Source organism: Cryobacterium sp. PAMC25264 (genome assembly GCF_019443325.1).
Classification (GTDB): Bacteria; Actinomycetota; Actinomycetes; order Actinomycetales; family Microbacteriaceae; genus Cryobacterium.
The window spans coordinates 332,923-357,984 of sequence record NZ_CP080383.1 but is presented as its reverse complement, the minus strand read 5'-3'; the positions used below and the strand labels follow the sequence as shown (position 1 = coordinate 357,984).

General features: G+C 64.0%; 20 protein-coding genes and 2 pseudogenes. 12 read left to right on the top strand and 10 right to left on the bottom strand.

The window, feature by feature from the left end; genetic code table 11:
• Nucleotides 1-56 precede the first annotated feature (56 nt).
• Nucleotides 57-533 carry a PTS glucose transporter subunit IIA gene (locus KY500_RS01610; protein ID WP_219902071.1) on the bottom strand — a complete coding sequence of 159 codons (477 nt, stop codon included), beginning with the start codon at nt 531-533 and terminating at the stop codon, nt 57-59.
• Nucleotides 530-787 (bottom strand): glucose PTS transporter subunit EIIB, encoded by a 258-nt coding sequence (locus KY500_RS01605; RefSeq protein ID WP_255579899.1) that lies wholly within the window; start codon nt 785-787, stop codon nt 530-532. The genes KY500_RS01610 and KY500_RS01605 overlap by 4 nt, the downstream gene beginning before the upstream one ends.
• 159 nt (nt 788-946) lie before the next feature.
• On the opposite strand from KY500_RS01605, the gene KY500_RS19605 reads away from it, so the two are divergent.
• The 4 genes from KY500_RS19605 (at nt 947) to nagA (ending at nt 5,209) form a co-directional block, all read left to right on the top strand.
• Nucleotides 947-1,696: a GntR family transcriptional regulator gene (locus tag KY500_RS19605; protein WP_304505689.1), complete on the top strand. Its 750-nt coding sequence runs from the start codon at nt 947-949 to the stop codon at nt 1,694-1,696.
• A gap of 37 nt (nt 1,697-1,733) precedes the next feature.
• Nucleotides 1,734-2,975, top strand: coding sequence for a PTS transporter subunit EIIC (locus KY500_RS01595; RefSeq protein ID WP_219902069.1), 1,242 nt, complete (start codon nt 1,734-1,736; stop codon nt 2,973-2,975).
• A gap of 147 nt (nt 2,976-3,122) precedes the next feature.
• A complete protein-coding gene (locus tag KY500_RS01590; protein WP_219902068.1) occupies nt 3,123-3,905 on the top strand; it encodes a glucosamine-6-phosphate deaminase in 783 nt (260 codons plus the stop codon).
• Between the two features lie 185 nt (nt 3,906-4,090).
• Nucleotides 4,091-5,209 carry an N-acetylglucosamine-6-phosphate deacetylase gene (nagA, locus tag KY500_RS01585; protein ID WP_219902067.1) on the top strand — a complete coding sequence of 373 codons (1,119 nt, stop codon included), beginning with the start codon at nt 4,091-4,093 and terminating at the stop codon, nt 5,207-5,209.
• A 637-nt stretch (nt 5,210-5,846) separates the two neighbouring features.
• On the opposite strand, the gene istB is transcribed toward nagA, so the two are convergent.
• From istB to KY500_RS01565, 4 genes and pseudogenes are all read right to left on the bottom strand, one after another.
• A complete protein-coding gene (gene istB / locus KY500_RS01580) occupies nt 5,847-6,626 on the bottom strand; it encodes an IS21-like element helper ATPase IstB (RefSeq protein ID WP_219902066.1) in 780 nt (259 codons plus the stop codon).
• Nucleotides 6,623-8,144: pseudogene (gene istA / locus KY500_RS19600) on the bottom strand (IS21 family transposase). The gene istB and the pseudogene istA overlap by 4 nt, the downstream one beginning before the upstream one ends.
• Nucleotides 8,145-8,636: 492 nt before the next feature.
• Nucleotides 8,637-9,422, bottom strand: coding sequence for an alpha/beta fold hydrolase (locus tag KY500_RS01570; RefSeq protein WP_219902065.1), 786 nt, complete (start codon nt 9,420-9,422; stop codon nt 8,637-8,639).
• A gap of 383 nt (nt 9,423-9,805) precedes the next feature.
• Nucleotides 9,806-12,109: an arylsulfatase gene (locus tag KY500_RS01565; protein ID WP_219902064.1), complete on the bottom strand. Its 2,304-nt coding sequence runs from the start codon at nt 12,107-12,109 to the stop codon at nt 9,806-9,808.
• A 341-nt stretch (nt 12,110-12,450) separates the two neighbouring features.
• Here KY500_RS01565 and KY500_RS19055 point away from each other — a divergent pair, with 341 nt between their 5' ends.
• A complete protein-coding gene (locus KY500_RS19055) occupies nt 12,451-12,576 on the top strand; it encodes a hypothetical protein (protein ID WP_255579700.1) in 126 nt (41 codons plus the stop codon).
• A 30-nt stretch (nt 12,577-12,606) separates the two neighbouring features.
• Here KY500_RS19055 and KY500_RS01560 read toward each other — a convergent pair whose 3' ends face one another.
• On the bottom strand, nt 12,607-12,798 hold the full coding sequence (locus KY500_RS01560) for a hypothetical protein (protein ID WP_219902063.1): 192 nt from the start codon (nt 12,796-12,798) through the stop codon (nt 12,607-12,609).
• A gap of 1,157 nt (nt 12,799-13,955) precedes the next feature.
• On the opposite strand from KY500_RS01560, the gene KY500_RS01555 reads away from it, so the two are divergent.
• A complete protein-coding gene (locus KY500_RS01555; RefSeq protein WP_219902062.1) occupies nt 13,956-14,849 on the top strand; it encodes a hypothetical protein in 894 nt (297 codons plus the stop codon).
• A 66-nt stretch (nt 14,850-14,915) separates the two neighbouring features.
• Here KY500_RS01555 and KY500_RS01550 read toward each other — a convergent pair.
• A pseudogene (locus KY500_RS01550) lies at nt 14,916-16,114 on the bottom strand (IS3 family transposase).
• The gene (locus KY500_RS01545; RefSeq protein ID WP_255579699.1) at nt 16,074-17,195 is read right to left on the bottom strand and encodes a MerR family transcriptional regulator; all 1,122 of its coding nucleotides are present in this window, start codon (nt 17,193-17,195) and stop codon (nt 16,074-16,076) included. Before KY500_RS01545 ends, KY500_RS01550 begins: the two are co-directional and overlap by 41 nt.
• Before the next feature lie 632 nt (nt 17,196-17,827).
• Here KY500_RS01545 and KY500_RS01540 point away from each other — a divergent pair.
• The 6 genes from KY500_RS01540 (at nt 17,828) to KY500_RS01515 (ending at nt 24,559) form a co-directional block, all read left to right on the top strand.
• Nucleotides 17,828-18,265: a VOC family protein gene (locus tag KY500_RS01540; RefSeq protein WP_219902061.1), complete on the top strand. Its 438-nt coding sequence runs from the start codon at nt 17,828-17,830 to the stop codon at nt 18,263-18,265.
• Nucleotides 18,266-18,791: 526 nt separating this feature from the next.
• Nucleotides 18,792-19,595: an MBL fold metallo-hydrolase gene (locus KY500_RS01535; protein ID WP_219902060.1), complete on the top strand. Its 804-nt coding sequence runs from the start codon at nt 18,792-18,794 to the stop codon at nt 19,593-19,595.
• Nucleotides 19,596-19,862: 267 nt separating this feature from the next.
• Entirely contained in the window at nt 19,863-20,486 is a 624-nt protein-coding gene (locus KY500_RS01530) for a dihydrofolate reductase family protein (RefSeq protein WP_219902059.1), read from the top strand.
• A 109-nt stretch (nt 20,487-20,595) separates the two neighbouring features.
• The gene (locus KY500_RS01525) at nt 20,596-21,615 is read left to right on the top strand and encodes an NYN domain-containing protein (protein ID WP_219902058.1); all 1,020 of its coding nucleotides are present in this window, start codon (nt 20,596-20,598) and stop codon (nt 21,613-21,615) included.
• 99 nt (nt 21,616-21,714) lie between these two features.
• On the top strand, nt 21,715-22,341 hold the full coding sequence (locus KY500_RS01520; RefSeq protein WP_255579696.1) for a bifunctional 2-polyprenyl-6-hydroxyphenol methylase/3-demethylubiquinol 3-O-methyltransferase UbiG: 627 nt from the start codon (nt 21,715-21,717) through the stop codon (nt 22,339-22,341).
• A gap of 166 nt (nt 22,342-22,507) precedes the next feature.
• Complete coding sequence (locus KY500_RS01515; protein ID WP_219902056.1) at nt 22,508-24,559, top strand: glucose PTS transporter subunit IIA; 2,052 nt, start codon at nt 22,508-22,510, stop codon at nt 24,557-24,559.
• A gap of 99 nt (nt 24,560-24,658) precedes the next feature.
• Here the strand turns inward: KY500_RS01515 and trxA are convergent, their stop codons facing one another.
• Entirely contained in the window at nt 24,659-25,042 is a 384-nt protein-coding gene (gene trxA, locus KY500_RS01510; RefSeq protein WP_219902055.1) for a thioredoxin, read from the bottom strand.
• Nucleotides 25,043-25,062: the final 20 nt, after the last annotated feature.

Sequence of the window (25,062 nt, the reverse complement as noted above, 5' to 3'; positions counted from 1 at the left end):
AATGGCAAAAATCGAGGCCGAGGTTGTGGGTCTAATTGAAAGCTCGGCCGTGTCTGTCAGACGTGGACCGTCAGAAAAGCGTCGCCCGACGCGAGCTCGGCTTCAGCGGCGACGGCGTCCGCCAATGTGATGTCTTCGGCCTTTCTTTCCAGAACGATTACCGGCACGATCGGATTGCGCCCGGTTGCCGCTACGGCGGCCACGTCATATGTGACGATGACGTCGCCTGCGGTGACAGTGTCTCCCTGGGCTGCGCGGAGTGTGAACCCCTCACCATGTAATTGGACAGTGTCGATGCCGAGGTGAACCAGCACGCCGAGCCCGCAAGGGGAGAGGATGACATACGCGTGGGGGAATACTTTGAGGAGCTTGCCGCTAATCGGTGCGATGGCATCCACGATGCCGCGCGGCGGGTCGATTGCCGCGCCCGGGCCCACGATCGACTGGGCGAAGGTAGGGTCCGGGACTTCCTCGATAGCCACGGCTCGACCGGGAACGGGTGCAAGCACGACCACTGGTGAGAACGAGCTCACAGAATGTCCTCTATGTCTTCCGCGAGGTTGTCCGCCTCGGGGCCGACGATGACCTGAATGATCGTCCCCGACCGGAATACCCCGTGGGCACCCGCCGCCTTGAGCACTGCCTCATCCACAAGGGCGGGGTCAGTGACTTCGGTTCGTAGGCGGGTAATGCAGGCCTCGATCTCGACGATGTTGCCGGATCCCCCGAGGCCCGCCAGGATCTGTTCCGCTTTGCTGCTCATCTTCATTTCCTCCTGTGGGGTGATGCTGTCCTGATTCTCAGGCTCTCTGAGAATCCGTACGGCGGGGGTATTGACAAACGAGTCGCCGGGGTTTCGTCATCGAACAATTGGATCGTACCAGTAAGAACCAAATATGAAAAGTGGTCCTATGCTGGAGAGCGACCGACGAGCGAGAGCGACACGATGATGAAGATTCAGGACGAGAGCGGCGTCCTTAAGGCAGGCCCGGTGGCCAAGCATGCGCAGTTGCGAGCAATCTTGGTGGAGCGGATCGAGAGCACGTTAGCTCCGCATGCCGCGATTCCCGCGGAACGGAAGCTGATGGCCCAGTACGGGGTGAGTCGATCCACGGTGCGCGAAGCGATTCGCCAACTGGTCGAGGAAGGCATGCTCTACGGGGTGCAGGGTAAGGGAACCTTCGTGGCCGGAGAGCGCGTACAGAGCGACCTGCACCTGGCTTCGTTCACCGAAGACATGCGCCGACGCGGACTTATCCCGACGACGATTGTGAGTGCCTTCGCCCTGGTCGACGCTCCGCTGGAGGTGCGGGCTGCCCTCGGCCTCGGAACAAACGAGCAGGTCTACGAGATCAACCGACTTCGACTTGCTGGCGGTATCCCGATGGCATTTGAGCGCGGCTACTACACGGCGAAACTGCTTCCCGACCTCGAGAGCAAAGACTTAAGCAGCTCGCTTTACGCGACCTTCGCGACTGAATACGGGCTTCGCATCGACAACGCCGAGCAGACCCTCTGGGCCGAAACCGCAGACGCAGTCTCTGCTGAGGTCCTGGGAGTCGCCGAGGGCGCTCCGCTCATGGTGTTCCGTCGCACCTCGTCAACCGGCTCGACATCCGTGGAGTACGTCACCTCGTGGTACCGCGGCGACCGCTACCAGGTGCACATGACTCTCAATCTGCAACGCCAGCCCTAAACATTTTCATCAGCCCCAACCCACCACAGGAGGATCCATGTCCAGCATCGACGCAGACGCGGGTACAAAACGAAGAATTCCTGGGCTTGCCCAGGCTCAACGAGTCGGCCGCAGCCTCATGCTTCCGATCGCCGCTCTCCCGGCCGCAGGCCTGCTCCTGCGTCTGGGCCAGCCTGACCTGCTCGGGGGGATCCCCGGCTTCGAAACCGGTGGCGCCGTCATCGCAGCTGCCGGCGGTGCGCTCTTCGGTGCGCTCCCGCTGCTCTTCGCGGTCGGCGTCGCGATCGGTTTCGCAAAGAAGGCCGATGGTTCCACGGCCCTGGCTGCCGTCGTGGGCTACCTCGTCTTCTCCAAGGTCGGCGAGGCAATGTCGCCGTTGGTCCTGGGATTGCCAGCCAAGGGCGGAACACAAGACCTCGTCAACTACAGCGTGCTCGGCGGAATTTTGATGGGCATCGTCTCCGCCCTGCTCTGGCAAAAATACCACCGGATCTCATTGCCCAGCTACCTCGCGTTTTTCGGCGGACGCCGGTTCGTACCGATCGTTACCGCCCTCGTGGCTCTGGTGCTTGGTGTCCTACTCAGCTTCGTCTATCCCGCATTCGCAAATGGGCTGACCGGATTCGGTGAGGCGGTTACCACCAATAACATTTGGGGTGGATTCCTCTACGGCACCACCAACCGGCTACTCATCCCCGTCGGCCTGCATCACATCCTCAACTCCCTTGTGTGGTTTGTCATCGGCGACTACAACGGTGCCACCGGAGACATCGGCCGCTTCTTCGCCGGTGACCCCACCGCGGGCTCATTTATGACCGGATTTTTCCCCATCATGATGTTCGCGCTCCCTGCCGGCGCGCTGGCCATCTGGCACGAGGCCAAGCCGACGCAGAAAAAGATTGTCGGTGGCATCATGCTCTCTGGTGCCCTCACCGCCATGCTTACCGGCGTCACTGAGCCGCTCGAATTTTCCTTCATGTTCGTGGCGTTCCCGTTGTTCGTCATCCACGCGGTCCTCACCGGCTCCTCGCTCGCACTCGTCAACGCCCTCGGCATCCGGGACGGGTTCACGTTCAGCGCCGGCACGTTCGACTATATTCTGAACTTCGGCTTGGCCGAGAAACCGCTCCTGCTTATCCCGATCGGACTTGGTTACGCAGCGATCTACTACTTCCTCTTCCGCTTCGTCATCCGCAAGTGGAACCTGAAAACCCCCGGCCGTGGCGACGATGAGATCCAGGACCCGGCAGCCGCGGATTCCACGGGAACGACCGTCTAACTGCACCGGGTCTGACCCAGCGAGGGTTCCGACTGGCACCATCTAGGCATTGGCCTTCCGCGGTCGCGGGTATACCACTCGCGACCCCGGAAGGCCGGTGCCGCCCGCACCACCCGAAACATCCGTAGACCGAATTTGGAGTACATAATGGCCGAAGTAGTTTTTGTCGACAGTGAGGCCGCAGCGGGAACGCTCGCGGCGGAAGCAATTCGTTCCCTAATGCTGCGGAAGCCCGATGCTGTGCTCGGCCTTGCTACCGGATCAACTCCGCTGGCGGTCTACGCCGCTCTGGCTGCGTCCCTCACGGCGAACCCGATCAACGTCTCCCGAGTGCGCGGCTTCGCCCTCGATGAGTACGTGGGCTTACCGGCCGATCATCCCGAGAGCTACCGCTCGGTCATTACCCGCGACGTGGTCGTGCCGCTCGGGCTCAATCCCGCAAACATCCAGGTCCCTAACGGCGACCCTGCCACCGTCCGAACAGCGGGACTCGACTACGAGGCCGCCATCGTTGCCGCCGGTGGCGTGGACGTACAAATTCTCGGCATTGGCCGCACCGGACACGTCGGTTTCAACGAACCAGGCTCTTCCTTCGCTTCCGTGACGCGCATCAAGACCCTGACCGAGAAGACCCGGATTGATAATGCCCGCTTTTTCCCCTCGATCGACGACGTACCGATCCACTGCATGACGCAGGGCCTGGGAACCATTCTGCGTGCGCGGCACCTCATCCTGTTGGCCTTCGGACTAGAAAAGGCAGATGCCGTCGCCGCCGCCGTGGAGGGACCAGTCAGCTCAAGTAAGCCGGGCTCCGTGATCCAGCTACACCCACGCGTGACTGTGATCGTGGATCAAGCGGCCGCCTCCAAACTCGAAAACCTCGACTACTACCGTTACGCGTGGGCTCACAAGCCCTGGCCAGGCATCTAGACCGCCGCTGGTCAGCTCGACTGGGCGCTCAGCATCTGGGGCCGTGTCGATACGTTTTAGCCTAAAACCGCAATTGAATCCTTGGAGCAATAGTTATGACACCGCTCACCCGCACCCCGTCCGGAACTTTCCCAATCCCGAGCTCCAACGCACTGGGTGGGAACCTCCGGGACCAGGGTGTACCGATGATGATCACCGGCGGTACCGTCATCGCCCCGGAGGGCGTGCACTCGCCAGGCTGGGTCGATATCCGTGCTGGTCGAATCGTCGGTTGCGGTGCGGGGATGCCACCTCGAGACGCTGACTTCAGCTTCCCAGAGAGTACCCTGGCCCCAGGATACGTCGACATTCACACCCACGGCGGAGGCGGTAGCAGCTTCAACGATGCGGACACCGCCCTCGCCGTGGCACAGATTACCGCGACCCACCTCGCCCACGGCACCACCACCATGATGGCCAGCCTCGTCACAGTTCCGCTCCACGAGTTCGTACGCACCGTGTCAGCACTTGCCGGGCTCGTCGAACAGGGTGTCCTAGCCGGCATCCACCTGGAGGGTCCGTGGCTGAGCCCAGCGCACCGCGGTGCTCATGACGAGAACTTGCTTCGCACGCCAGATGCCGAGAGCGTGGATCGGCTTATGCGCGCCGGTCGCGGCACTGTTCGTATGGTCACCATCGCACCGGAGCTCGAGGGCGGCCTCGCCGCCGTGCGGAAAATCGTGGGCTACGGGGCCGTGGCCGCGGTCGGGCACACCGATGCGAACTACGACGTGACCCGCGAGGCGATTGCTGCGGGTGCCACAGCCGGCACGCATGTCTTCAACGCGATGCGGCAGATCCATCAGCGGGAGCCCGGCCCCGCGCTTGCCTTGCTCGAAGACCCCTCGGTGTTCGCCGAACTGATCGCCGACGGGGTGCACCTGCACCCGGCCATCGTGCGCTTCATCGTTGGGAGCCCCTCCAGGGCCGTGTTCGTGACGGATGCCATGGCCGCCGCTGGCGCAGACGAAGGCGCCTACAAGCTTGGCGGCCTCGACGTGAGCGTCGCCGATGGCCAGGCACGTTTGGCCGATGGCACCATCGCCGGCAGCGTGCTCACATTGAGCAATGCCGTGCGCTACGCCGTACACACGGCGGGTATACCCGTGGATGTCGCGGTGCGCGCCGCCACCCAGAACCCCGCCGACATGATCGGCCTAGTAGACCGAGGCCGTCTCGCGCCCGGTAACCGTGCCGACGTGATCGTGCTCGATACCGAACTCCAAGTTACGGCGACCCTGCAGGCTGGCACCTGGTGCAAGTGACGGAGCCCGGAACCGCAGGCGACGCTAGGACCTCCCGTTTGATTTAACGGCTTGTGATTACTAGCCGTTCACTGGAACGTAGCCTCCGAGGACTATACAGTCCAGAGTTGTTCCGGATACGCACGCGGACACCGCTGGTACCGATCTGGCCGACCGGGTCACGACCATGCACAGGTGGCAGGTAGACCGCCTCCGCCATCGATCAGTTCTTAATAGAGCTTCGGTCGCGGGGCGATGCGCCAAATAGCGATCACAGAACGCCGCCACATAGCGGCGAAAGTGTCGTTTCTCGAGGTCGTCTGCACGGCCCACCGCGTGTATCCGCCGCCGGTGCAGGCGACCATGAAGGGTCAGCTGTTCACGGTCGCCTGCACAACGTGACGTTCAGACCTCGGCACGGAGGTAGGCATAGACGGTTTCTCGGCTAATGCCGTAGTGGTGAGTATTTGCGCTCCTGAGCGCCATCGACATTGCGGTTGAGCGCCACTTGCTCACTGTCGTGTCAATGGCCATTAAGAACTGCCCGTAGGCGGCCAGCAGAATTGCCCGCTGGTGGCCACGGAAACTGCCCACTCATGGCCAACAGATCTGCCCACCTGGGTGTTGGTGGCGTTGGCCATGCGCGGTCGTTGGTGGTCTAACTCATCTTCGTGACGCCCTTCCCGGCGAGGGCCTGGGTGAGGCGGATTGAGTCGCCCGAGGTTTGGCAGACGTGGGCGTGGTGCAGGAGCCGGTCAACGGTCGCCGTCGCGAGGGTCTTGGGCATGAGCTCGTCAAAGCCGGCCGGGTGCAGGTTCGACGAGATCGCGATGGACCGTTTCTCGTAGGCGGCATCGACGAGTCGATAGAGGCCCTCGGCCGCGTCGGCGCCGACTTCGAGCAGCCCGCTGTCATCGATCACGATCAAGTCCGAGCGCAGGATCCGGGCCACGACCCGGCCGACGGAGTCGTCGGCGCGGTGCGCCCTGACGAGGGCGCCGAGGTCTTCGAGTCGGAACCAGGCGACCCGCATGCCGGCCTCGACGACTTGCTGACCGAGGGCCTCGAGGAAGAACGTCTTCCCGGTCCCGGAGGGCCCGCAAACGACGACGTTTTCCTTCCGGCCGATCCATTCCAACGTGCGGAGCGCATGCTGGGTGGGCACCGGGATCGAGGACGCCGTCTCGTCCCAGGTGTCAAACGTTTTCCCGGTCGGGAACCCTGCCGCGCGGCGTCTGGTCGCGAGCATCGACCGGGACCGGCCGGTGACTTCCTCGACGAAGAGGGCCTTGATGATCTCGGTGGGTTCCCATCGTTGCGCCCGGGCGGTCGCGATGAGCTCGGGGGCCAGGGCGCGGGCGTAGGGCATCTTCAGCTGCCGCATCAACACTTCCAGCTCAGCCGGCAGCGCGGGCGCGGCGGTTGCCGTGACGCTCATGCGCTTTGCTCCAGCGTGTCGCCGTCGGCCTGCCCGATCGCAGCCCACCCAGCGGTGCCCTGCGCGAGCGAGCTGGTCTCCGTCGCTGTCCGAGCGGGCGGGCGGGCGCCGCCTGCCCCGAGGAGGGAGGCGAGGTCACCGGTCGCGAAACGCCCGTAAGTCGCCGCTTGACCCAGTGCCGTGTCGACTCGGGCGGTGCCACTGATCTTGGCTAGCGCGACAGCTTCGGCCATCTTCACGTTCATCCTCGCGGTGCCGGCCGCGGCGGCTTCGAGTAGCCAGGCGTGCGCGCCGGCGCCGATGGCGAGGAACTCCGTTTCTGCGCTGCTGCGCGGGGTGATCGTGTAGTCGCCGGGGATCTTCTCCCGGTGGTCCGGGAAGTGGGCGTCGTCAATACGTGGGCTGCCGGGCCGGGCCCGGTGGTGCCGGGCGACTTCGACGGGTCCGTCAGTGCCGACGTGGACGATGACGACCTGCTCGTCGGCGCCAACGCCGTGGCTGCGAACGAACACGCGGGCGCCGAGCAGGTGCGCCGGGACGGAGTACTGGCCGGTCTCGAACGTGACCATCGGCGTGTTCTCCGGAACGGCGCGGGTCAAGCCCAGCGCGACGGTGTGCGCCGTGTCGGGGACCCGGTGCAGCCGGGGTCGTTCCTCCTCGAGCATCGCCGAGGGCTTGCGTTTGGTGGCGCGGTGCTCCCGGTTGTTGACCTCGACCATAAACGTTTCGCAGGCCGCCTCGACCTCGGCGAACGAGGCGTATTCAAGGCGCAGGTTGGTGTCTTTGGGCACGATGTCAGCCTTAGCCAACTTCACCGACGACTCCACCCCACCCTTGGAAGCCGGGTCCGCGGGCTGGCAGGTCAGCACGGTCACGCCGTAGTGCCGGGCGAACTCGACCGTCTGGGGTTGCGCACCGGAACCCCGGCAACGTGCGAGACGGTGACCGTTTTCGTTGTCGGTGAGGACGTAGGTCGGTGCCCGCCAACATTCGGAAGGTGCGATCCAGCGCGGCAAACACGCTCGGCGCCGTCCGATCGCGCAACGCGATCACGATGCGGAACCGTGCCCAGGCCAGCCAGGCGACGAACAACACGGTCTTCTTGCCGTCGATGACGGGGCCGTCGCCGAAGTCATACTGCAACCACATGCCCGGCTCCGTAATCCACGGTCGGTGCACTCGCACCTGGCCCAGCCGGAACGCGGCGCGGACCTGCGCGACCGCCCGCCGGGTCGACCGCTCGGAACCGTCATAGCCCAAGGCCCGGAGCTTCTCGTGGGCCTTGTCGGAGCGGATCTTGCCGTGGGACTTCTCGACCCATTCCTCGATCTTGGGTAGGAACGGGTCCGTGACCCGGCCCCGGAACGCGGGCTCGGCGATCGGCCGGCCGGCGTCGCGGGCCGCGACGTGCCGGTCAACGGTGTGGTGCGAGCAGCCGGTGAGCTCGGCTGTTGCTCGTAACGACCCGGTCAGGTCGTAGGCAGCGAGTATTTCCATGATTTCTCCGTCAAACTTCATTCAGGGCCTCTTCCTGGGCGACTTTGATGCGACTAGACACCGTCATCAAAACCCAGGAAGGGGCTCCCGCCGTGTAACCGGGCGGGGGTTCAGAAATAGAAGTGGGCAGATCTCATGGCCACCAGCGGGCAGTTCTACTGGCCGTCAGTGGGCAGTTCCGTGGCCGCCTATGGGCAGTTTGTCATGGCCGCTAACACGCGAACGCTGCCGCATTAATAGTGGTCATGATGGAGATCGCAACCCACCGCGCCACGAGGAAGGTGACGATGAGAGCACCAATGGTGAACAACCACCAAAGCTTTACGACCGACAGCCGAGGAGATGAAGTTTGGATCGCTGGTTCAAGTCCCTCCGTCATTTCAAGCCTTCCGCCGCGAACTGCGAAAGTGCCGGCATGTGAAGCCACCACTGGAGCTAGACACGCCGCGGTTTCTGGCTGGGGAAGCTTCTCATGCCGCGCATGGATTCGTTCTCCATCGCCCCACCAGCGTTCTATCGGCCAGTAGCGTCCATACGGTCGAGCCAGTCTCGGAAGAGGGCGGCCGTCAAGTCCGGTCGTTCGAGATGCACGCTGTGTCCCGCAGTATCGAGCACGGCAAAGGTTCCCCGTGGGTAGTGGTCCCGAAGCGCCCAACCGTCTTCATACCCGACCACAGCGTCCTGCCGACCAAAAACGTGCAGAGAGGGCGCCATGAAGGGCTGAGGGTGCTGGACTTCCGGTTCGACAGGTAGTGCGTACTCTGCCGCTATACGGTCCATCACCGCTTGGTTCGACCCTCGGGAACCTGGTAGGACGTACTCGGTGAAAGCGGCAAAGGTATCGGCTGTTTGCACGACGTGGTCGGCCGTGAATTCATCACGCGAGTCCCCTGCCTCATCAAGGACCGATTGGTCTACGACCAAGACACTTCGATCAGGAACCTTCCGGGCATCGTGCTTCGCTTCGACAACCCCGGCGAGTGTGGCAACGCCAAGTACTTGACTGCGAAGTTCATGCGCAATGTAACGAGCGATCATTCCACCAAACGATTGCCCAACAATGGCGAAAGGCTCGGCACCGAGGTGCTCGCGGATGTCCGCGAGAACCTCTTTGGCGACATCCCGCGCACTGGCTGCTGTCGACACCGTCGCTCCCTCCGCCCACGGAAGGTCCAGATAGACCCTTCGCCACGGAGCATCGCGGACGGCCTGCTCCAACGGGAGCATGATCCGATGGTCAACCCCAAATCCGTGTAGAGCCACAAGCGGGCGACCCGACCCCAGAGAACGAACGAACATTCGACAAGTTTATGGTGGCCGCGCGGGCAGCATCCTCGTCATCGGAAACAAGTGACACGGAGCAACCACAGATAGTCGCCACAGAGGCGCGAATTCGACATTGCTGGCCGACCTGCTGAACTGCACGATGACGATCTCTTGCGTACTTTCTCGGAATGAATTGACCGGTGCTCCGGGCGGATGTGTCTCGTAACCCATCCGCCTTGAACCCATGCGTCAAGAGACGCCGGGCATCTGTCCCGCCTGGCACTGTGGCCCGGACCCCATCGAGTGGACACCTCACAAGTGAGAATCTTCATTGCGGTTGGGCAAATCGGATCATGATGTGCGAGATCGTGACGGGGCGCGGTCACCGATGACCGCGAAGATTTCAGTGTCGCTCCCTATGTGGTGTAGCGCACATTCATCGTGCGGATCTGGCCAGTGAAGGAGAAGGGTGCCTTGTCGTAGTAGTCGAGCGATACAGGGCCGCCGAGGCAGGTTCCGACGTCGAGGCAGTCGTTCGCCGAGAACAGCAACGGCACACTGATCGGTACAGTACCCGCGCCGTAGTTCTCACCGTTGACGGTCATCGCAACATTCAACGGGCCGCCGGGGCGCGCTTGAATGTAACTGGTGTCGATCACGATCTGAGACTCACCGGCAGGCACCCGGCGGTCGGAACGGATCTTCGTCCGCTGGATGATGAACATGTTGTACTCGTAGCAGAGGAACCCGTCGTCCATGTAACACGTCAGGCCGCCTCCGGCGCCACCGAGCGCGTAGAGCACTCCGTTGCCATGGTCGGGCACGGTCGCGTTGATCGTCACCTTATTGGCCCGGTTTCCGAGAGCGGGTGCCATGAATTCGGGCATCCGTGTCATATCACCGGTGAAGTCCCAGTTACGGTACGGAGTCGAAATTCGAAGCTCGGGGTGCAGAGTCGCAATCCACAGGCCGCCACCGACGGGGTAGACACTGTTCTTCGCCGCTTCCATGGCGAAAAGTTCCCTCATCTGGACCAGCTTCTCGGGGTTCTGCTCAGCGAGGTCGTTGGCCTGCGACCAGTCTTCGGTGAGGTTGTAGAGCTCCCATACGTCCTGGTCGGGTGTCCAGTCGTGGATGCCGGGCGGGAGACCGGGCAGCCAGGGCGCCCTCGGTCCGAACGCTGACGCCATCCAGCCGTCGTGGTAGATCGACCGGCTGCCCATGATCTCGAAGTACTGGGTGAGATGGGTCTCTTTCGCATCGCCGTCATTGAGCGCCGCCTTGAAGCTCGACCCGTCTATCGGGTCCTGGGGAATGCCGTCGACGGCTCGAGGAGGAGTGATACCGACGAGGTCATAAATCGTGGGAACGATATCGGTGCAGTGCACGAACTGGGTCCGGGGTTCCGAATCCGGCACGATCTTCGCCGGCCAACGGATGGCCATGGGATTGCGGGTACCGCCCAAGTGCGAGGCGAGCAGCTTCATGCCCTTGTAGGGGGTGCTCCCGGCCCACGCCCATCCGGCGTGATACTGGTTGTCGACCTTCGGGGTACCAAGGACATCCAGACCGCCCATATCGTTCATGGCTTTGATATGCATCGGGATGGTCGAGGGAATACCGTTTTGCGCCAGCAACTCACTGATCGTGCCGTTCTGGCCTTCGCCCGAGGAAACGTTGTCGCCCCAGATGTAAAGGATCATCGTGTTCTCGCCATACCCGAGGCTCTCCACCTCGTCGACGACCCGACCAGCCTGCACATCGGCGTGCTCAGCGAAACCGGCTGCAACCTCCATCAAGCGCGCCTGGAATGCACGCTCGTCTTCAGGGACGTCCTCCCACGCCGGCATCCGTGAGTCTCGCTCCGTTAGAACTGTGTCGCCGGGTATCCAGCCCGTCTCTTTTGCCCGAGCGAACACCCGGTCACGGTACTCGTCCCAGCCGCCGTCAAAACGGCCGGCGTACTTGTCGGCCCACTCTTTCATGATGTGGTGCGGGCCGTGCAGGCAGCCCGTTGCCCAGTACATCAGGAACGGCTTATCCGGCTGGGACGCCTTGTGGTTGCGCAACCATCCGATCGCGTCGTCGGCGAGATCCTCGCTGAGGTGATATCCCTCCTCGGGGGTCTTCGGCGGCAACACGCTCGTCGTGTTTCGGACCAGGTTCGGCTCGTACTGTGAAGCCTCACCTGCCAGGAAGCCGTAGAAATACTCAAAGCCGTCGGAAGTCGGCCAGTTGTGGAACGGGCCCGTCACTCCTGTCTCCAGCGCTGGCGTGTTGTGCCACTTACCGAAAGCAGAGGTCGCGTAGCCGTAATCTTTCAGAACTTCCGCAACGAGGGCGCTGGACTTTGGGATCTCACCCGCGTAGCCGTCCCAGTCGTTCGCCAGCTCAGCGATCTGACCATTGCCGATCCGGTGATGGTTGCGGCCCGATAGCAACGATGCTCGCGTGGGGGAACACATCGCCGTGGTGTGGAATCGGTTGAACCCGATGCCCTCGTTGAGGACCCGTGACAACGTGTCCGTCCGCACGTCACCACCGAAGGTGTCCGGTAGCCCAGGGCCAGCATCGTCGATCAGAACGATCAGGATGTTCGGCGCATCTGCGGGTAAGCGCGGCGGCGTCACACGTTGGCCATACACCGACTCCTGCATCGTTCGCCCCGCAGTACTTGCCGACGGGGTAGGAGGAAACGGAAGAGTTTCTTGCGAATTCATCACTGAACCACTTTCATTCGAAGCAGGCGACACGGTGTGAGACGGCACGGAGAGTACTTAATCACCCGAATTAGATGAGATGCCGGAGCAGACACTGACCGCTCGCTAAAGACGACGTCGGCGAATGCCGGGCCCGGGTGCCACTGCGGCAACTACCACTGCAGCCTTCGCCACGACCGGGCCAAGTTCGTCAAGTTGGGTGCCTCTCATGCCGGGAAGGTACTCCGCAGGCAGCCCGGCCGCATCACCCTGTATGGACTACTCGATCGGATGCGCATCTGGGCTGACTCCGCTGTTCTCGACGCGAGGCACAAGCATCTCGGTGGCACGCAAATCGCGCGGTGGGCAGAAAAGACGCGGACGCCGACGAATCGGTCGACCGCATCGCCAGCGCGGCCGACCTGGGCAACCGTCGTGGTTTCGACGAAGCTGCACAGATGCGGCCGATCCGGAGAGCTACCTCGTGAGGGGTGGCCCGACGCCCAGGGTGCTGAGCCTCAGTCGAGAACGCGCCATTCACGTATGAACTCCTCGACGGTCTTGGTTTCGAGGTCGCGGCACACGGTGTCCAGGAGGACGTGGGGGTCGCCGACGTCAGCGGCAGTGCGCAGAACCTCGACCCCGCCCGCGCGCCGGCGGATGACAAGGTCGGCATCGACCTCGACGTCACCCCATACTGCGCGAACCAATGCCCACTCCCGACGAAGTAGGAGTCGAGTGCGCGTTCCCGATGGCTCTTCGAGCGCTGCGACTAGGTGGTTTGACGCGCGATCCATTCCCATATCTTGTCGCATAGCGAAGCGCCCTGTCAGTCGAACGTTTCTCGTAACCCCAGCGTGTCGAACGCCATGGGATTCGTGACGCTAAATACTCGCTTCGAGTCAGGGCCAGGCAAGAGTTAGTCCGCCGAACATCGATCCCAGATCGCCGCTGCAAAGCGCCGAGGACAAGACAGGCGCTAGTGGCGGTCCGAAGTAGCCGGACGGCATGAGCGTCGTTGCAGGGGGTGTCGATCCACGGGATTCGAACTGGGAACAGGACCAGCCCAGCTACCGTGTGTACTTCCACGATGAGAACGGTGCATCGGACGAGTGGTAGCTCACCGACGTTGATTCCATCCAAACGGTCGTGGGATGGGCAGAAAATAATGGGTCGGGCCGTACCTTCGTGGTTTATCTCGAGGTACAGGTTCCACGGGGCGTTGGGCTTAATCGGCCGGTGGGCCGGGACCCTGACGAGATGTAGTGGCCAGCCACCTATGGACGGCTACCGACTGCAGCTCAGTCGCGCGGTGCCGCATTGGAGGGCTTCAATCCATGACCTTGAAGAGGGTCTTCCCCGTCGAAAGTCATCGATGTCGACGGTGCCGGGTCGAATTCCGCGGCGGCTTGTGCGTGGGTTCCTCTACCTGAATACACGTCTCGGAGTACACTTGCGGCGGCTCCGACCGGGGCGGCTGCTTCGCGCAGGCGCCGGCGGCGAAGCCCTCGGATCAGAATCACCAACGCGAATGTTAGGCCGATGGCGGCGATAAGAATGGCGTCGGACATCTGTGTCCCCCGATCAACAGTGTCTTCTTAGTGCATCACGTCCGCTGCGGATTAGCAATGAATCCTGAATGGACCGCCCGGAACCGAGGAGAAATATGTCTCGTAACGCAGCTGCTTCATAACCCATCAAGTACGAGTCCGTCGGCCGGTCGTGGGGCACCGACGGGTGGGTCGTTACTGCTCGCGTGTTCTCATTTGCGGGACCTCCCTGTCTCGGGAGGACTTGTTTGCCACCCAATCGCAATCGTCGGCCGCTGGGCGCGCGGTTAGGCTTGCGATGGGGGGAAGGCGGGTAGATGTTCAGGACTCTTCAACGAGCAACTGCGCTCAGATGGTTTGGAATACTCGCGCTTGTGCCGGCCATCATTCTCACAGCTGGTTGCTCGGCCCAAGTACCGCAGCTGGTTGGTTCCTCAACCGTGGAGGCTGCGTTTATCGACTACGTCAGTTCGGTGGCGGGAGTCAAGAGCGTTCACACGAGAAACTGGCTGTCGGGGTTCCTCGAGCCAGGAACGTTTGTTGTCTTCGACGTCATCTTGAGTGATGAGAGAGAATCTGCGGAGGTAGATTCCACGGCCAGACTCATCACCGAATGGGTACGAACCCGAGTCGATCCCAAGGCCGACGTCACCGTGTACGTCACCCTGTTTGCAGCGGGTAACGCGGTTAGTCTTTCCGCAGACGACGCCTCAAATTGGGCTCGGATACAGATCGTGGACCGTGCAGTTGTCAGCAGCGCAGTAGATCATGCGTGGCTTCGGGCGTCTTGGCTGGGCGACCCTCGCAACTCCGATGACGGGACCAACCTCCAACTCGTTTCGTCGCTGGCAGCGGAAGGGCTCACTTCCACCGCCTTCGCAGCGAGCATGGAGGCCTATCAGGCGTTCCTGCCCGCGGAATCCTCTTTCGTTACCGTCATCGACAGTGACCTCGCCTCATACTCAAGCGGATTCGAGACGAAAGATCGATCTCTCAGTGCCTTCGTTTCAGAGCCTCCCTCGGAAGCGACATTGCAGTGCGTCGACGAGGTAGCGGTCGACCCTGGCGTGATGGGATACAACTTCGCCCCCGCCAGCGAATTCTGGAGCTCTACTGTGGATCTGCAGGCGGCTGAATCGTATTTCTCAAAGGCCCGACTGTCATGCCTCAGCGAGATACAAAGAGTGCAGTTCACCATCGACGGCAGCTGATACTCGCTCGATCATCGCCTCTGTCGGGCATGCCTCCTGGCCTTGACCCCGGAGAGTGGACACGGGTTAAGCGGCGAGTTGGATCTCTGCGGCCTGTGACGAGTATTGCATCTCGAAGTCCACTGGGGTGACGTGCCCGATCGAGGAGTGCCGGCGGCGGCGGTTGTAGCGGTCCTCGATCCACTCCGCGACGCTTTGGATCGCGCGCGCCCGGGTGGGCCAAACCCGGCGGTAGTAGAACTCGGTCTTCAACGTCGCGAAGAAGCTCTCGGCCATGGCGTTGTCCCAGCAGATTCCGGTGTATCCCATCGACCGGGTGATGCCGTTCTTGGCCGCGAAGAGGGTGATCTGTTCCGACGCGTACTGGGTGCCGCGGTCCGAGTGGAAGATCACCGTCGCCGGACGGTCCCCGCGCAGCACCAGGGCCATCCGGAGGGCGTCCTGGATGAGGTCGGTGCGCATGTGGTCGGCGATGGCCCAGCCGATGACGCGGCGGCTGTGGGCGTCGATGACGGTCGCCAAGTACACCCACCCCTCCCAGGTCCTCAGGTAGGTGATATCGCCGACCCAGACCTGGTTCAAAGCCCCGGTGTCCCACTCGCGTTTGACCGCGTCGACCGGGTACGCGTCAGCGTGGTCGATGATGGTGGTCGTCTTCCATTTCTTCGGGCAGATACCCGCCAATCCGAGGCGCCGCATGGTCGCGGCGACGGTTTTGCGGGAGATGATCTCTCCGTCCGCGCGGAGATCGGTCAGGATCCTCGGGGCGCCGTAGACCTCGTCGGAATCGCCGTGGAAGAAGGCGACTTTCTGCTCGATATGCACCCGACGGATCGACGCCGGCGATGGCGGCCGGCCGACCCAGGCGTAGTAGCCGGACCGGGAGACGTCGAGGAGGCGGACCATGCGGGTGATGGTGAAGTTGGTCTTCTCCGCCAGCATCAGTTCGAACGCTTGCCGTTCGTATCCGATGCTTCCTGGGCGAAGAAGATGGACGCTTTTTTCAAGAACGCCCTATCCATCTTCAGGTCCGTGTTTTCTTTCCGAAGCCGCAGCAGCTCGGCCCGTTCAGACTCCGTGACCTCGGTCTGCCCGGTCTCGTTCCGCGCCTTGAATGCACTCACCCACCGGCCCAGCGTCGCCTCGTTGATTCCGAGCTCGCGGGCGACGGTCGCGACCGCCCTGCCGGTGGTGATGACCAGCTTCACGGCCTCGTCTTTGTACTCAGGGGTGAAGTCCCGACGTGATCTTGCCATAGTGAACATTCTCTCTTGTGAGGTGTCCACTCGCTGGGGTCAGGGCCATCCTAACCTGAGTGGCTAAATACATATGGGATACGAGGCAGGGGGAATTCCGCTCAACGGATGATTCACTTCGTGCGGTGCACCGTGCATGCGAGTGTGAGGACTCGTGCAGACGAGAATGAGAAGCGACATCAGGGTTGCATTCCCGCTTAGGGCGCCGCCGCCACCGCGCCGAGTTGCACCGCCAGCTCCATGCTTCGCAGGCGCGCCGGGGAGAAGTCGTAGGGCATGCTTCGGATGATCTCCGCCGCGCTCCTCGCGCGGGAGCCCTCTGCCGGGTTGGGGTCGGGCGCCGCGTCGGTGTCCTCGGGGGGTGCAGCTCGTCCCAGGTGTTGAAGATGTTGTCGTCCTCCTCCAGCTGACCGGACTCCTCGATGACGCGCATCAGCGCGGTCTCGAAGGCGTGCCGCTCGGCCGCCACCTGCGCCACCCGGGGGTCGTCGAGGGCGACCGTGTCGTCGAGCGCCTCCTCGGCGGCATCGACGCGGTCGGACTCGGCGCGCAGCCCGGCATCGCGGGCCAGAGCGAGGAAACGGCCCGCCTGCATGACGGCGCCGAGCGGACCGAAGATTCGTTCGGTGACCAGCAGAACGTCCAGGTCATCCTGTCGCAGCGAGCCCTCAGGCGCGCCCTCGAGGCGACCGGAGACGAGATCGTCGAGCAATCCCAGCCGACTGCCGAGGGTCTGCATCCGCTGCACCGAGGCGCGCTTCCGCTGCAGCTCGGCCTGCTGCGCGGCGAGGGTGTCTTCCAGTCGCGCGAGAACTTCTGCGATCTCGTCCTCTCCGTCGGCGCCGCTCGGTGCGGCGCCGACGGCGTCGCGGATGTCGTCGAGGGCGATCCCGGCGTCGGCCATGCGGCGGATCCAGAGCAGCCGGATGATGTCCGCGTAGCCGTACCGGCGGCGGCCGTCGCCGCCCCGCTCCCGCTCGGGCAGCACGCCAATCTGGTGGTAGTGGCGGATCGTCCGCGGAGTGACGCCGACGAACGCCGCGGCGTCGCCGATCAGGACGTCTCGGGGCGGGGTCGGGAACGGGTGCATGGCAAACCTCTCGGATTGGGACGGGATGGCTTCCAGCAGACCACATGACGCTACGGCAGGAGCAACTCGATCTGAGAGCTTGCAGCTAGAGCACAGCCGCCTGATCCACGCTCCTCGGCGACCTCGTCGCGCGAGGTGCGTGTGTGCAGGCGGTACTTTCGCGTCATGTTGTCCGGGTCTTGGGTCAACTCGTCCAACAGGATCGGCACCGTTCATTCCACGAGTTGCTCCGACAGCGCAAGATCAGGCCGCCGTTAGCAACCGGGCTCTGGCGGAGGAGCTCGCTCGGGAACTGCGCGTTGTGGAGAACAGGATCGTGTGCCTCGAGAAGAGCCGTGATGCTGTCATCGACTTCCTGCGGCGGGAAAACCACGCAGATCTCCTGACGGCAGCGTGAGTGCGGGCTCGTGGGAGCATCTCCATGGGCGAACGAGAGTGTCGATTCAACATCCCGGTGTGATCGATGAGGGCCGGGTTTCTCGCGACAGGAATTCCTGTCCTCCTCCGCGCTGTAAACACGAGGACTCTCGCTCGTGGCGTCCAATGCGCGACAACCTGCTGGAGTTCTTCGTCGAAGTCGATACCGGCAATAACCCGCCCCCGCAGCCGTCCCGCTGATTAGCATGAACGATATGTCCATCAAGTTTGAGAATGTCGGCATCGCCGTACGCGACCTTGAAGCAACTATCTCCTTCTTCACCGACCTCGGCCTCACGGTTCTGGGCCGAGACGAGGTCAGTGGTGAGTGGACCGACACTGCTGTCGGTTTGGACGGCAACCACGCCATGATTGCGATGCTCCAGACGCCGGACGGTCACGGCCGCCTGGAACTCTTCGAATACCTCCACCCCGACGCGATCGAGACGGAGCCCACCCTGCCCAACGAGATCGGCATGCACCGGGTCGCCTTCTCGGTCGACAACCTCGACGACGCCCTCGCGATAGCCGCAACGCACGGGTGTTTTCCGCTCCGCGGTGTGGCGACCTATCAGGACGTCTACAAGCTCACTTACGTGCGCGGGCCCAGCGGCATCATCGTGATGCTCGCCGAGGAGCTGCAGAAGAACTGACCGGGTCCATCACGGACGGTATTCCTTCGGCGGCGGTGTCGTGGGCAGATCTCCTGGACCGGCGCGCCCGCCGAATGTCATGACGGCTATAGCCGATGACCCTGCCCCGACTGCCGCCACGAACGCCGACAGGATCACCTTGGCCCACCGCCACGCTGTCGATCTTCTTGTGTGTGCTGCCATGCGCACCAGCATCCTCGCCATCGGCCGTCGGTGCCACTCATGATCCGTGCCGATTCCCGGCAGCTGGGCGCCGGAGCCACCCAGATGAGCAGCTTTTCGGTTTCGGTGTGCGTCACACAGGTCTCCACGAGGCGACTCACGGCGTCGGCGTCGGGGCCCGTGAAATCTGCTGCGCGATGGACGCTGAGTTCGTTCGGGCCGCTGGGCATGGCTGCATTCTTGCAATGTGTGCGCGCACCTGCCCGGATACCCGTCATCCACTTCACCCGAAGTGCTTGCACCGGCCCCTGGGCCGGATTACCGTCACACCAGGCTGTTGAACACCACAAACGAAAGGCATTGCATGTTGAAGCGCGTCGCCTCGGGCGTTCTGGTTCACGAGAGCGAGTTCCTGCAGAGCAATTCCGTTGTGGTGCAGGGGCAGCACGGCGTGCTGCTCATCGATCCTGGCATCACCGGCCAGGAGCTGGCGCACCTGGCACAGGACCTTCGCGAGCTGGGCGAGCCCGTCGTCGCCAGCTTCTCCACGCATCCGCACTGGGATCATATGCTGTGGCACGAGGAGTTCGGTGACGTGCCCCGGTACGCCACGTCTCGCTGCGCGACACTGATGCGTGAGTTCCTCTCGAACGCGGACTGGCAGGACCAGATCGCCGAAGGGCTTCCGCCGGAGCACGCCGAGGACATCCCGATGGAGCTGCTTGGTCTCGTCACGGGCCTGCCCGCCGGAGCCACGCAGATTCCTTGGGACGGTCCGGCGGTGCGCATCATCGAGCACCAGGCCCATGCCGTCGGCCATGCGGCGCTGGTGCTCGAAGCGAGTCGCGTGCTCGTCGCGGGCGACATGCTGAGCGACATCCTGATGCCGTTCCTCGATCTGGCGGCCGAGACTCCGATCGAGGACTACCTCGACGCGCTGCGGCTGTTGGAGGGTGTGGCCGGCGACACGAATGCCGTCATCCCCGGTCACGGCTCCGTCGGCGGGGCCGAGCAGCTGCGGGCCCGGATCGTGCTGGATCGCGCGTACGTGCAGAACCTGCGCGACGGCCGAACGATCGATGACCCCAGGGTCGGCCCGGATGCGCTGTTGGAGTGGCTGCCCGACGTGCACAACTGGCAGGTCCAGCGGCTCGCGCAGACACAGTAGAAAACGAGGGAGGAGTTGTAGCGATGGCACAGGATGCGTTCCGGATCGCATCGGATGCCCTTTCTGACGGCCGAGGGCAAATCTCCGAGCTTGCGCGCCCGTTCCTGCACGACACACGAGCCGCCCGGTGTCCACCGAGGCGGCGTTCGGACTCATCCGTCAACATGCCCGCTCACACCAGATGCCTCTGAGCCAGGTGGCCCGACAACTTGTCACCCGCCGCCTTCGCTTCGGCCCCGGCAACACCAACCAGGAGAAGACCTCAACATGACCGGCCGCATCCACATCGACCACTTCACCACCCTCGACGGCGTCGCCCAGGCCCCCGGCGGACCCGACGAGGACACCGACAGCGGCTTCAGGTTCGGAGGCTGGCAGGCGCCCTTGATCAGTGAGACCGACGGCACCCAGATCTCCGCGGGAATCGAGGCCATGGACGCCCTACTACTGGGCCGCCGCACCTACGACATCTTCGCCGGCTACTGGCCGCACCAGCTGGAGGGCGCCGACTCCGCCATCGCTCGCAAGTTCGACGCGATACCCAAATACGTCGCCTCGAGAGGCCGGCCGCAGCTGGACTGGCGCGACTCGCACCTGCTCGGCCGCGACCTCGTCGCGGAGCTGGCCGCCCTGCGCGAGCGGCACGAGGAGATCCACGTGATCGGCAGCATCGACCTGTCCCGCACCCTGGTGGCCCAGGGGCTGTTCGACGAGCTGAATCTCTGGGTGTACCCGATCGTCGTCGGCCCCGGCAAACGGCTCTTCCCGGATGACGGACCGCCCGCGTCCCTCACGCTGCTCGCCGCCGAGGCAGCGAGCGAGAAGGGCGCCGTTCTGCTGCGCTACGGCTGGGCGGGATCGGTGCCGGACGTGGGCGACATGAGCCGGTGAGCCGGCGCCCGCAGGGGGTACGCAACTTGCCCTCGCCGCACCCCGCGCACCAGACTGGAGATACCGGATCGCTATTGAGTCTTCCGCCTGCGGCTAAGAGGAGCTCACCATGACCGAACCGACCGATGCCCGTGTTGGCCTGTACATCGACTTCGACAACATCGTCATCTCGCGCTACCAGCAGCTGCATGGCCGCAACGCGTTCCAGCGCGACGGCATCCGCGACTTCGATCGCACCAGCCGCGACGCCGACCCGGAGGTCGCCGCACGCCTGGCCGCCGCCACCGTGGACTTCAACGCCATCATCGACTTCGCCGCCTCGTTCGGCACTCTCGTAGTCAACCGCGCCTATGCCGACTGGTCGGTGCCGGTGAACGCGAGTTACCAGCGTCAGCTGATGTCCCGCGCGGTTGACCTCACCCAGCTGTTCACCACCACCACCCGCGGCACCAAGAACGGGGCCGATATCCGCCTCGCCGTCGACGTGGTCGAAGACCTCTTCCGGCTGCCCGACCTCACCCACGTGATCATCGTCGCCGGCGATTCGGACTACATCGCCCTGGCCCAGAAGTCGAAGCGCCTTGGCCGCTTCGTTGTGGGCATTGGCGTCGCCGGCTCTACGAGCACCTCGCTCGCCGCCGCCTGCGACGAGTTCGAGGACTACGACTCGCTCCCCGGCATCGACAAGGCCACCGCCGCAGCGGCCGCCGCGACGTCCGCCGAGCGCCCGAAGTCCGGCCGACGCTCGTCCGAGCGCACGGAGACACAGCCTGAGACTCCCCCGAGCACGGCGCGCAAGCTCACCACCATCCCGATGTTCTCGCACACCGAGGACTCGCAGTTCGATGACCTGGAACCGGCCGACGACATCGACCCGCAATCGCTTGCCACAGAACTCCTCGTGCGCGCCCTGCAGATCGGCCACGCCAAGGGCGACGCCGACGAGTGGCTCAACACCGGCACCGTGAAGAACCAGATGCGCCGCATGGACCCGTCTTTCAACGAGAAGCCGCTCGGCTTCCGCTCGTTCACCGACTTCCTCTCGTCGCGCAGCGACGTGGCCGAGCTGCAGGAGGACGGCCCGCAGCGGCTGATCCGACTGCGCCCGGAGGCCGACTCCCGCCGCTGACCGAGCCATCGGGTTGCCGGATCGGCAATCCGATTTCGCCGCGGACCGCCGGGCCTGCATGCTGCCATGATGGACCAGATCAGCGATCACACACCGACCGTGCATACGCCACAGGACCCCCGCGACATCCAGGATCTCTGGGACCAGCGGTATGCCGGCGCGGAGGCACTCTGGAGCGGGCAGCCGAACGTGACCCTGGTGGCCGAACTGGAGGGGATGAGGCCCGGCCGCATCCTGGACGTCGGCTGCGGTGAGGGTGCCGATGCACTCTGGCTGGCCGCCCACGGCTGGGACGTGACGGCGTTGGACGTCTCCCAGGTGGCACTGGGCCGGGCATCAGAGCGCTCCGACGCCCTCGGCCTTCAGGTGCACTGGCTGCACGTCGGCCTGGTGGAGGCGGCGCTTGCCCCAGAGTCCTTCGACGTGGTCTCGGCGCAGTACCCCGCACTGCTTCGCACCCACGACGCCGCGTCCGAACGCGCCCTGCTTGACGCGGTGGCGCCGAATGGCGTGCTCCTCGTGGTGCACCACTCCCTGCCCAGCGTGGAGCAGGCCGCCGCGCACGGGTTCCACCCCCAGGACTACGTGAGTCCGGCGGATGTTGCCGCGCGGCTGGACGATAGCTGGACCGTCGAGGTCGACGAAGTTCGGCCCCGCCACGTGAGCACCGGCGCCGGGGCGCATCACACCGAAGACGTGGTGCTGCGGGCCCGCCGCCTACCCTGAACACACTCCCCCGGGACCTTCGACCCAAATTTCGATTCCCGAACAGTGTAAATTTCAAGTGGTGTGTGAAATTTGACAGGATATTCTCAGTCGGCCAACCCGGTTCGCACTGAGCTGTACCAGACGGGAACCACGCGTCTGGCACCCACACCATAAGGAGATCCAGGTGGCGACCTCACCCGCTAAAGACATTATTCAAAGTATCGGTGGGGCGTCGAACGTCGTCGCCCTCACCCACTGTGCGACTCGCTTGCGCTTCACGCTCAAGGACGCATCCGGAATCGATCAGACCCAGGTAGAAGCCATCCCCGCCGTTCTGGGCGCCGTTCCCCAGTCCGGGGACCGCTACCAGGTCGTCATCGGTGGCGCGGTTGAGACCGTCTACAACGAGATCCTGGCGCTGCCCGAAATGAAGAAGGTCGGCACCGGCGAAAGCGCCGACGACATCAAGGCCGCCGAGCGCGCGAAGGGCCCCCGCGGCAAATTCGCCGGGCTCGACACCTTCTTCGAGGTCCTCTCCGACTCCTTCCGCCCGATCCTGGGCGCTCTGCTGGGCGCGTCGCTGTTCATCACGTTCATGGCGCTGATGGCCACCCTCGGTGTCATCCCCGCGTGGAACGCCCCCGGCGTCACGCTCGAGCCCGGCTGGGCCTTCATCAACCTGATGTGGCAGGGCGTGTTCGTCTTCCTGCCGCTCATGGTCGCCTACAACGCCTCCAAGCGCCTCGGCGCCGACCCGTGGGTCGGCTTCGGCATCATGGCCGTTGTCATGCTGCCGGGCTTCTCCGCCCTCGCCGCCACCGACGGTGCCCAGACCGTCTTCGACGGCAAGGCCGCGATCGTGTCGATCTTCGGCCTGCCGCTCACCGTCACCGACTACAGCTCGCAGGTCTTCCCGCCGCTGCTGATGGCGGCCGTTCTCGCCCTGCTCACCAAGGGCCTGAAGAAGGTCATCCCGTCCAGCGTCCAGCTGATCTTCGTCCCGTTCCTGAGCATGCTCGTGATGATCCCCGTCACGGCCTTCCTCATCGGCCCGATCGGCGTCTTCGGCGGTGCGGCCATCGGAGAGTTCCTCAAGTCCATCAACGACTTCTCCCCGCTCATCTTCGCGATCGTCATCCCGCTGGCCTACCCGTTCATGGTTCCGCTGGGACTGCACTGGCCGCTGAACGCCGTGATGCTGCTGAACATCCAGTCCCTCGGCTATGACTTCATCCAGGGCCCGATGGGCGCCTGGAACTTCGCCTGCTTCGGTGCCACTGCCGGCGTGCTGGTCCTCGCCATCCGCGCCAAGAACAGCCAGATGAAGCAGACCGCGACGGGTGCTCTTGCCGCCGGACTGCTCGGCGGTATCTCCGAACCGTCGCTGTACGGCATCCACCTGCGGTTCAAGCGCATCTACCCGCGCATGCTCGTCGGTTGCCTCGTCGGTGGTGTCATCATCGGCCTCGGCGGTGGCGTCACGACCAACGCATTCGTGTTCACGTCGCTGCTGACCATCCCGGCCTTCAACAACATCCCGCTGTACGCGGTCGCCGTGGCCGCGTCGTTCTTCACCGCGATGATCCTCGTGATCCTCTCCGGCTACCTCTCGCCCGAGCAGAAGGCCGAAGCGGCCGCTCAGCTCGCCGCTGACACCGCCATGGAAGAGGCCAAGCACGCGCCGGTCGCTCCTGTTGCGACTCCGGTTGCCGTCGCATCCAGCACGGCTCCCGCCACGGCACCCGCCGCCGGCGGCACGGCCACCCTGGTTGCCACGGTGCTCGCCACGATCGGCTCGCCGGTTGAGGGCATCGTCGTACCGCTCGATGAGGTGCCGGACCCCGTGTTCAGCAAGGGCATCGTGGGCCTCGGCGTCGGCGTCGACCCGACCGGAGACACCGTCTTCGCGCCGGCGGCCGGCAAGGTCCTGGTCGCTCAGCCGACCGGCCATGCCTTCGGCCTGATGCTCGACGGCGGCATCGAAATGCTCATCCACGTGGGCATCGACACCGTCAACCTGGCCGGCAAGGGCTTTGACGTCAAGGTCAAGGCTGGCGACAGGGTCGAGGCCGGCACCCCGCTGGTCACCTTCGACCGCGCGATCATCGAGGAAGCCGGCTACTCGCTGGTCACTCCGGTGCTCGTGACGAACCCGAAGAAGTTCGGCTCCATCGACCAGGCCGCCACCGGCCATGTCGCCGTCGGAGACGCTCTCCTCACGGTGACCGCCAAGTAACACCTGCATCAACACAAAGGTGGGCAGAGAGAAATCTCTGCCCACCTTTTGTGGTGTGTGGTGCGAAGTCGCCTTATTGGGCGCCCTGCTGAGCCGGCCCTATTGGGCGGCGGCCTGCTGCTCGGCCTTCTGCGCCGCCACCTGGCGGTGCACGTCGGCCATGTCCAGTCCCTTCACGGCCGTGACCACCTGCTCGAGGGCTGCCGGGGGCAGCGCTCCGGGCTGGGAGAACACCAGCACGCCCTCACGGAAGGCCATCAGAGTGGGGATCGACTGGATGCCTGCTGCGGCGGACAGCTGCTGCTCGGCTTCGGTGTCGACCTTGGCGAACACCACGTCCTGGTGCTGCTCCGACGACGCCGCGTAAGTGGGGGCGAACTGCTTACACGGACCGCACCAGTCGGCCCAGAAATCCACCAGCACGATCTCGTTGGCCGCCAGGGTCTCGCCGAACGTGGTCTCGGTGACGTCAATGGTGGGCATGGGGTCTCCTTGCGTTCTCG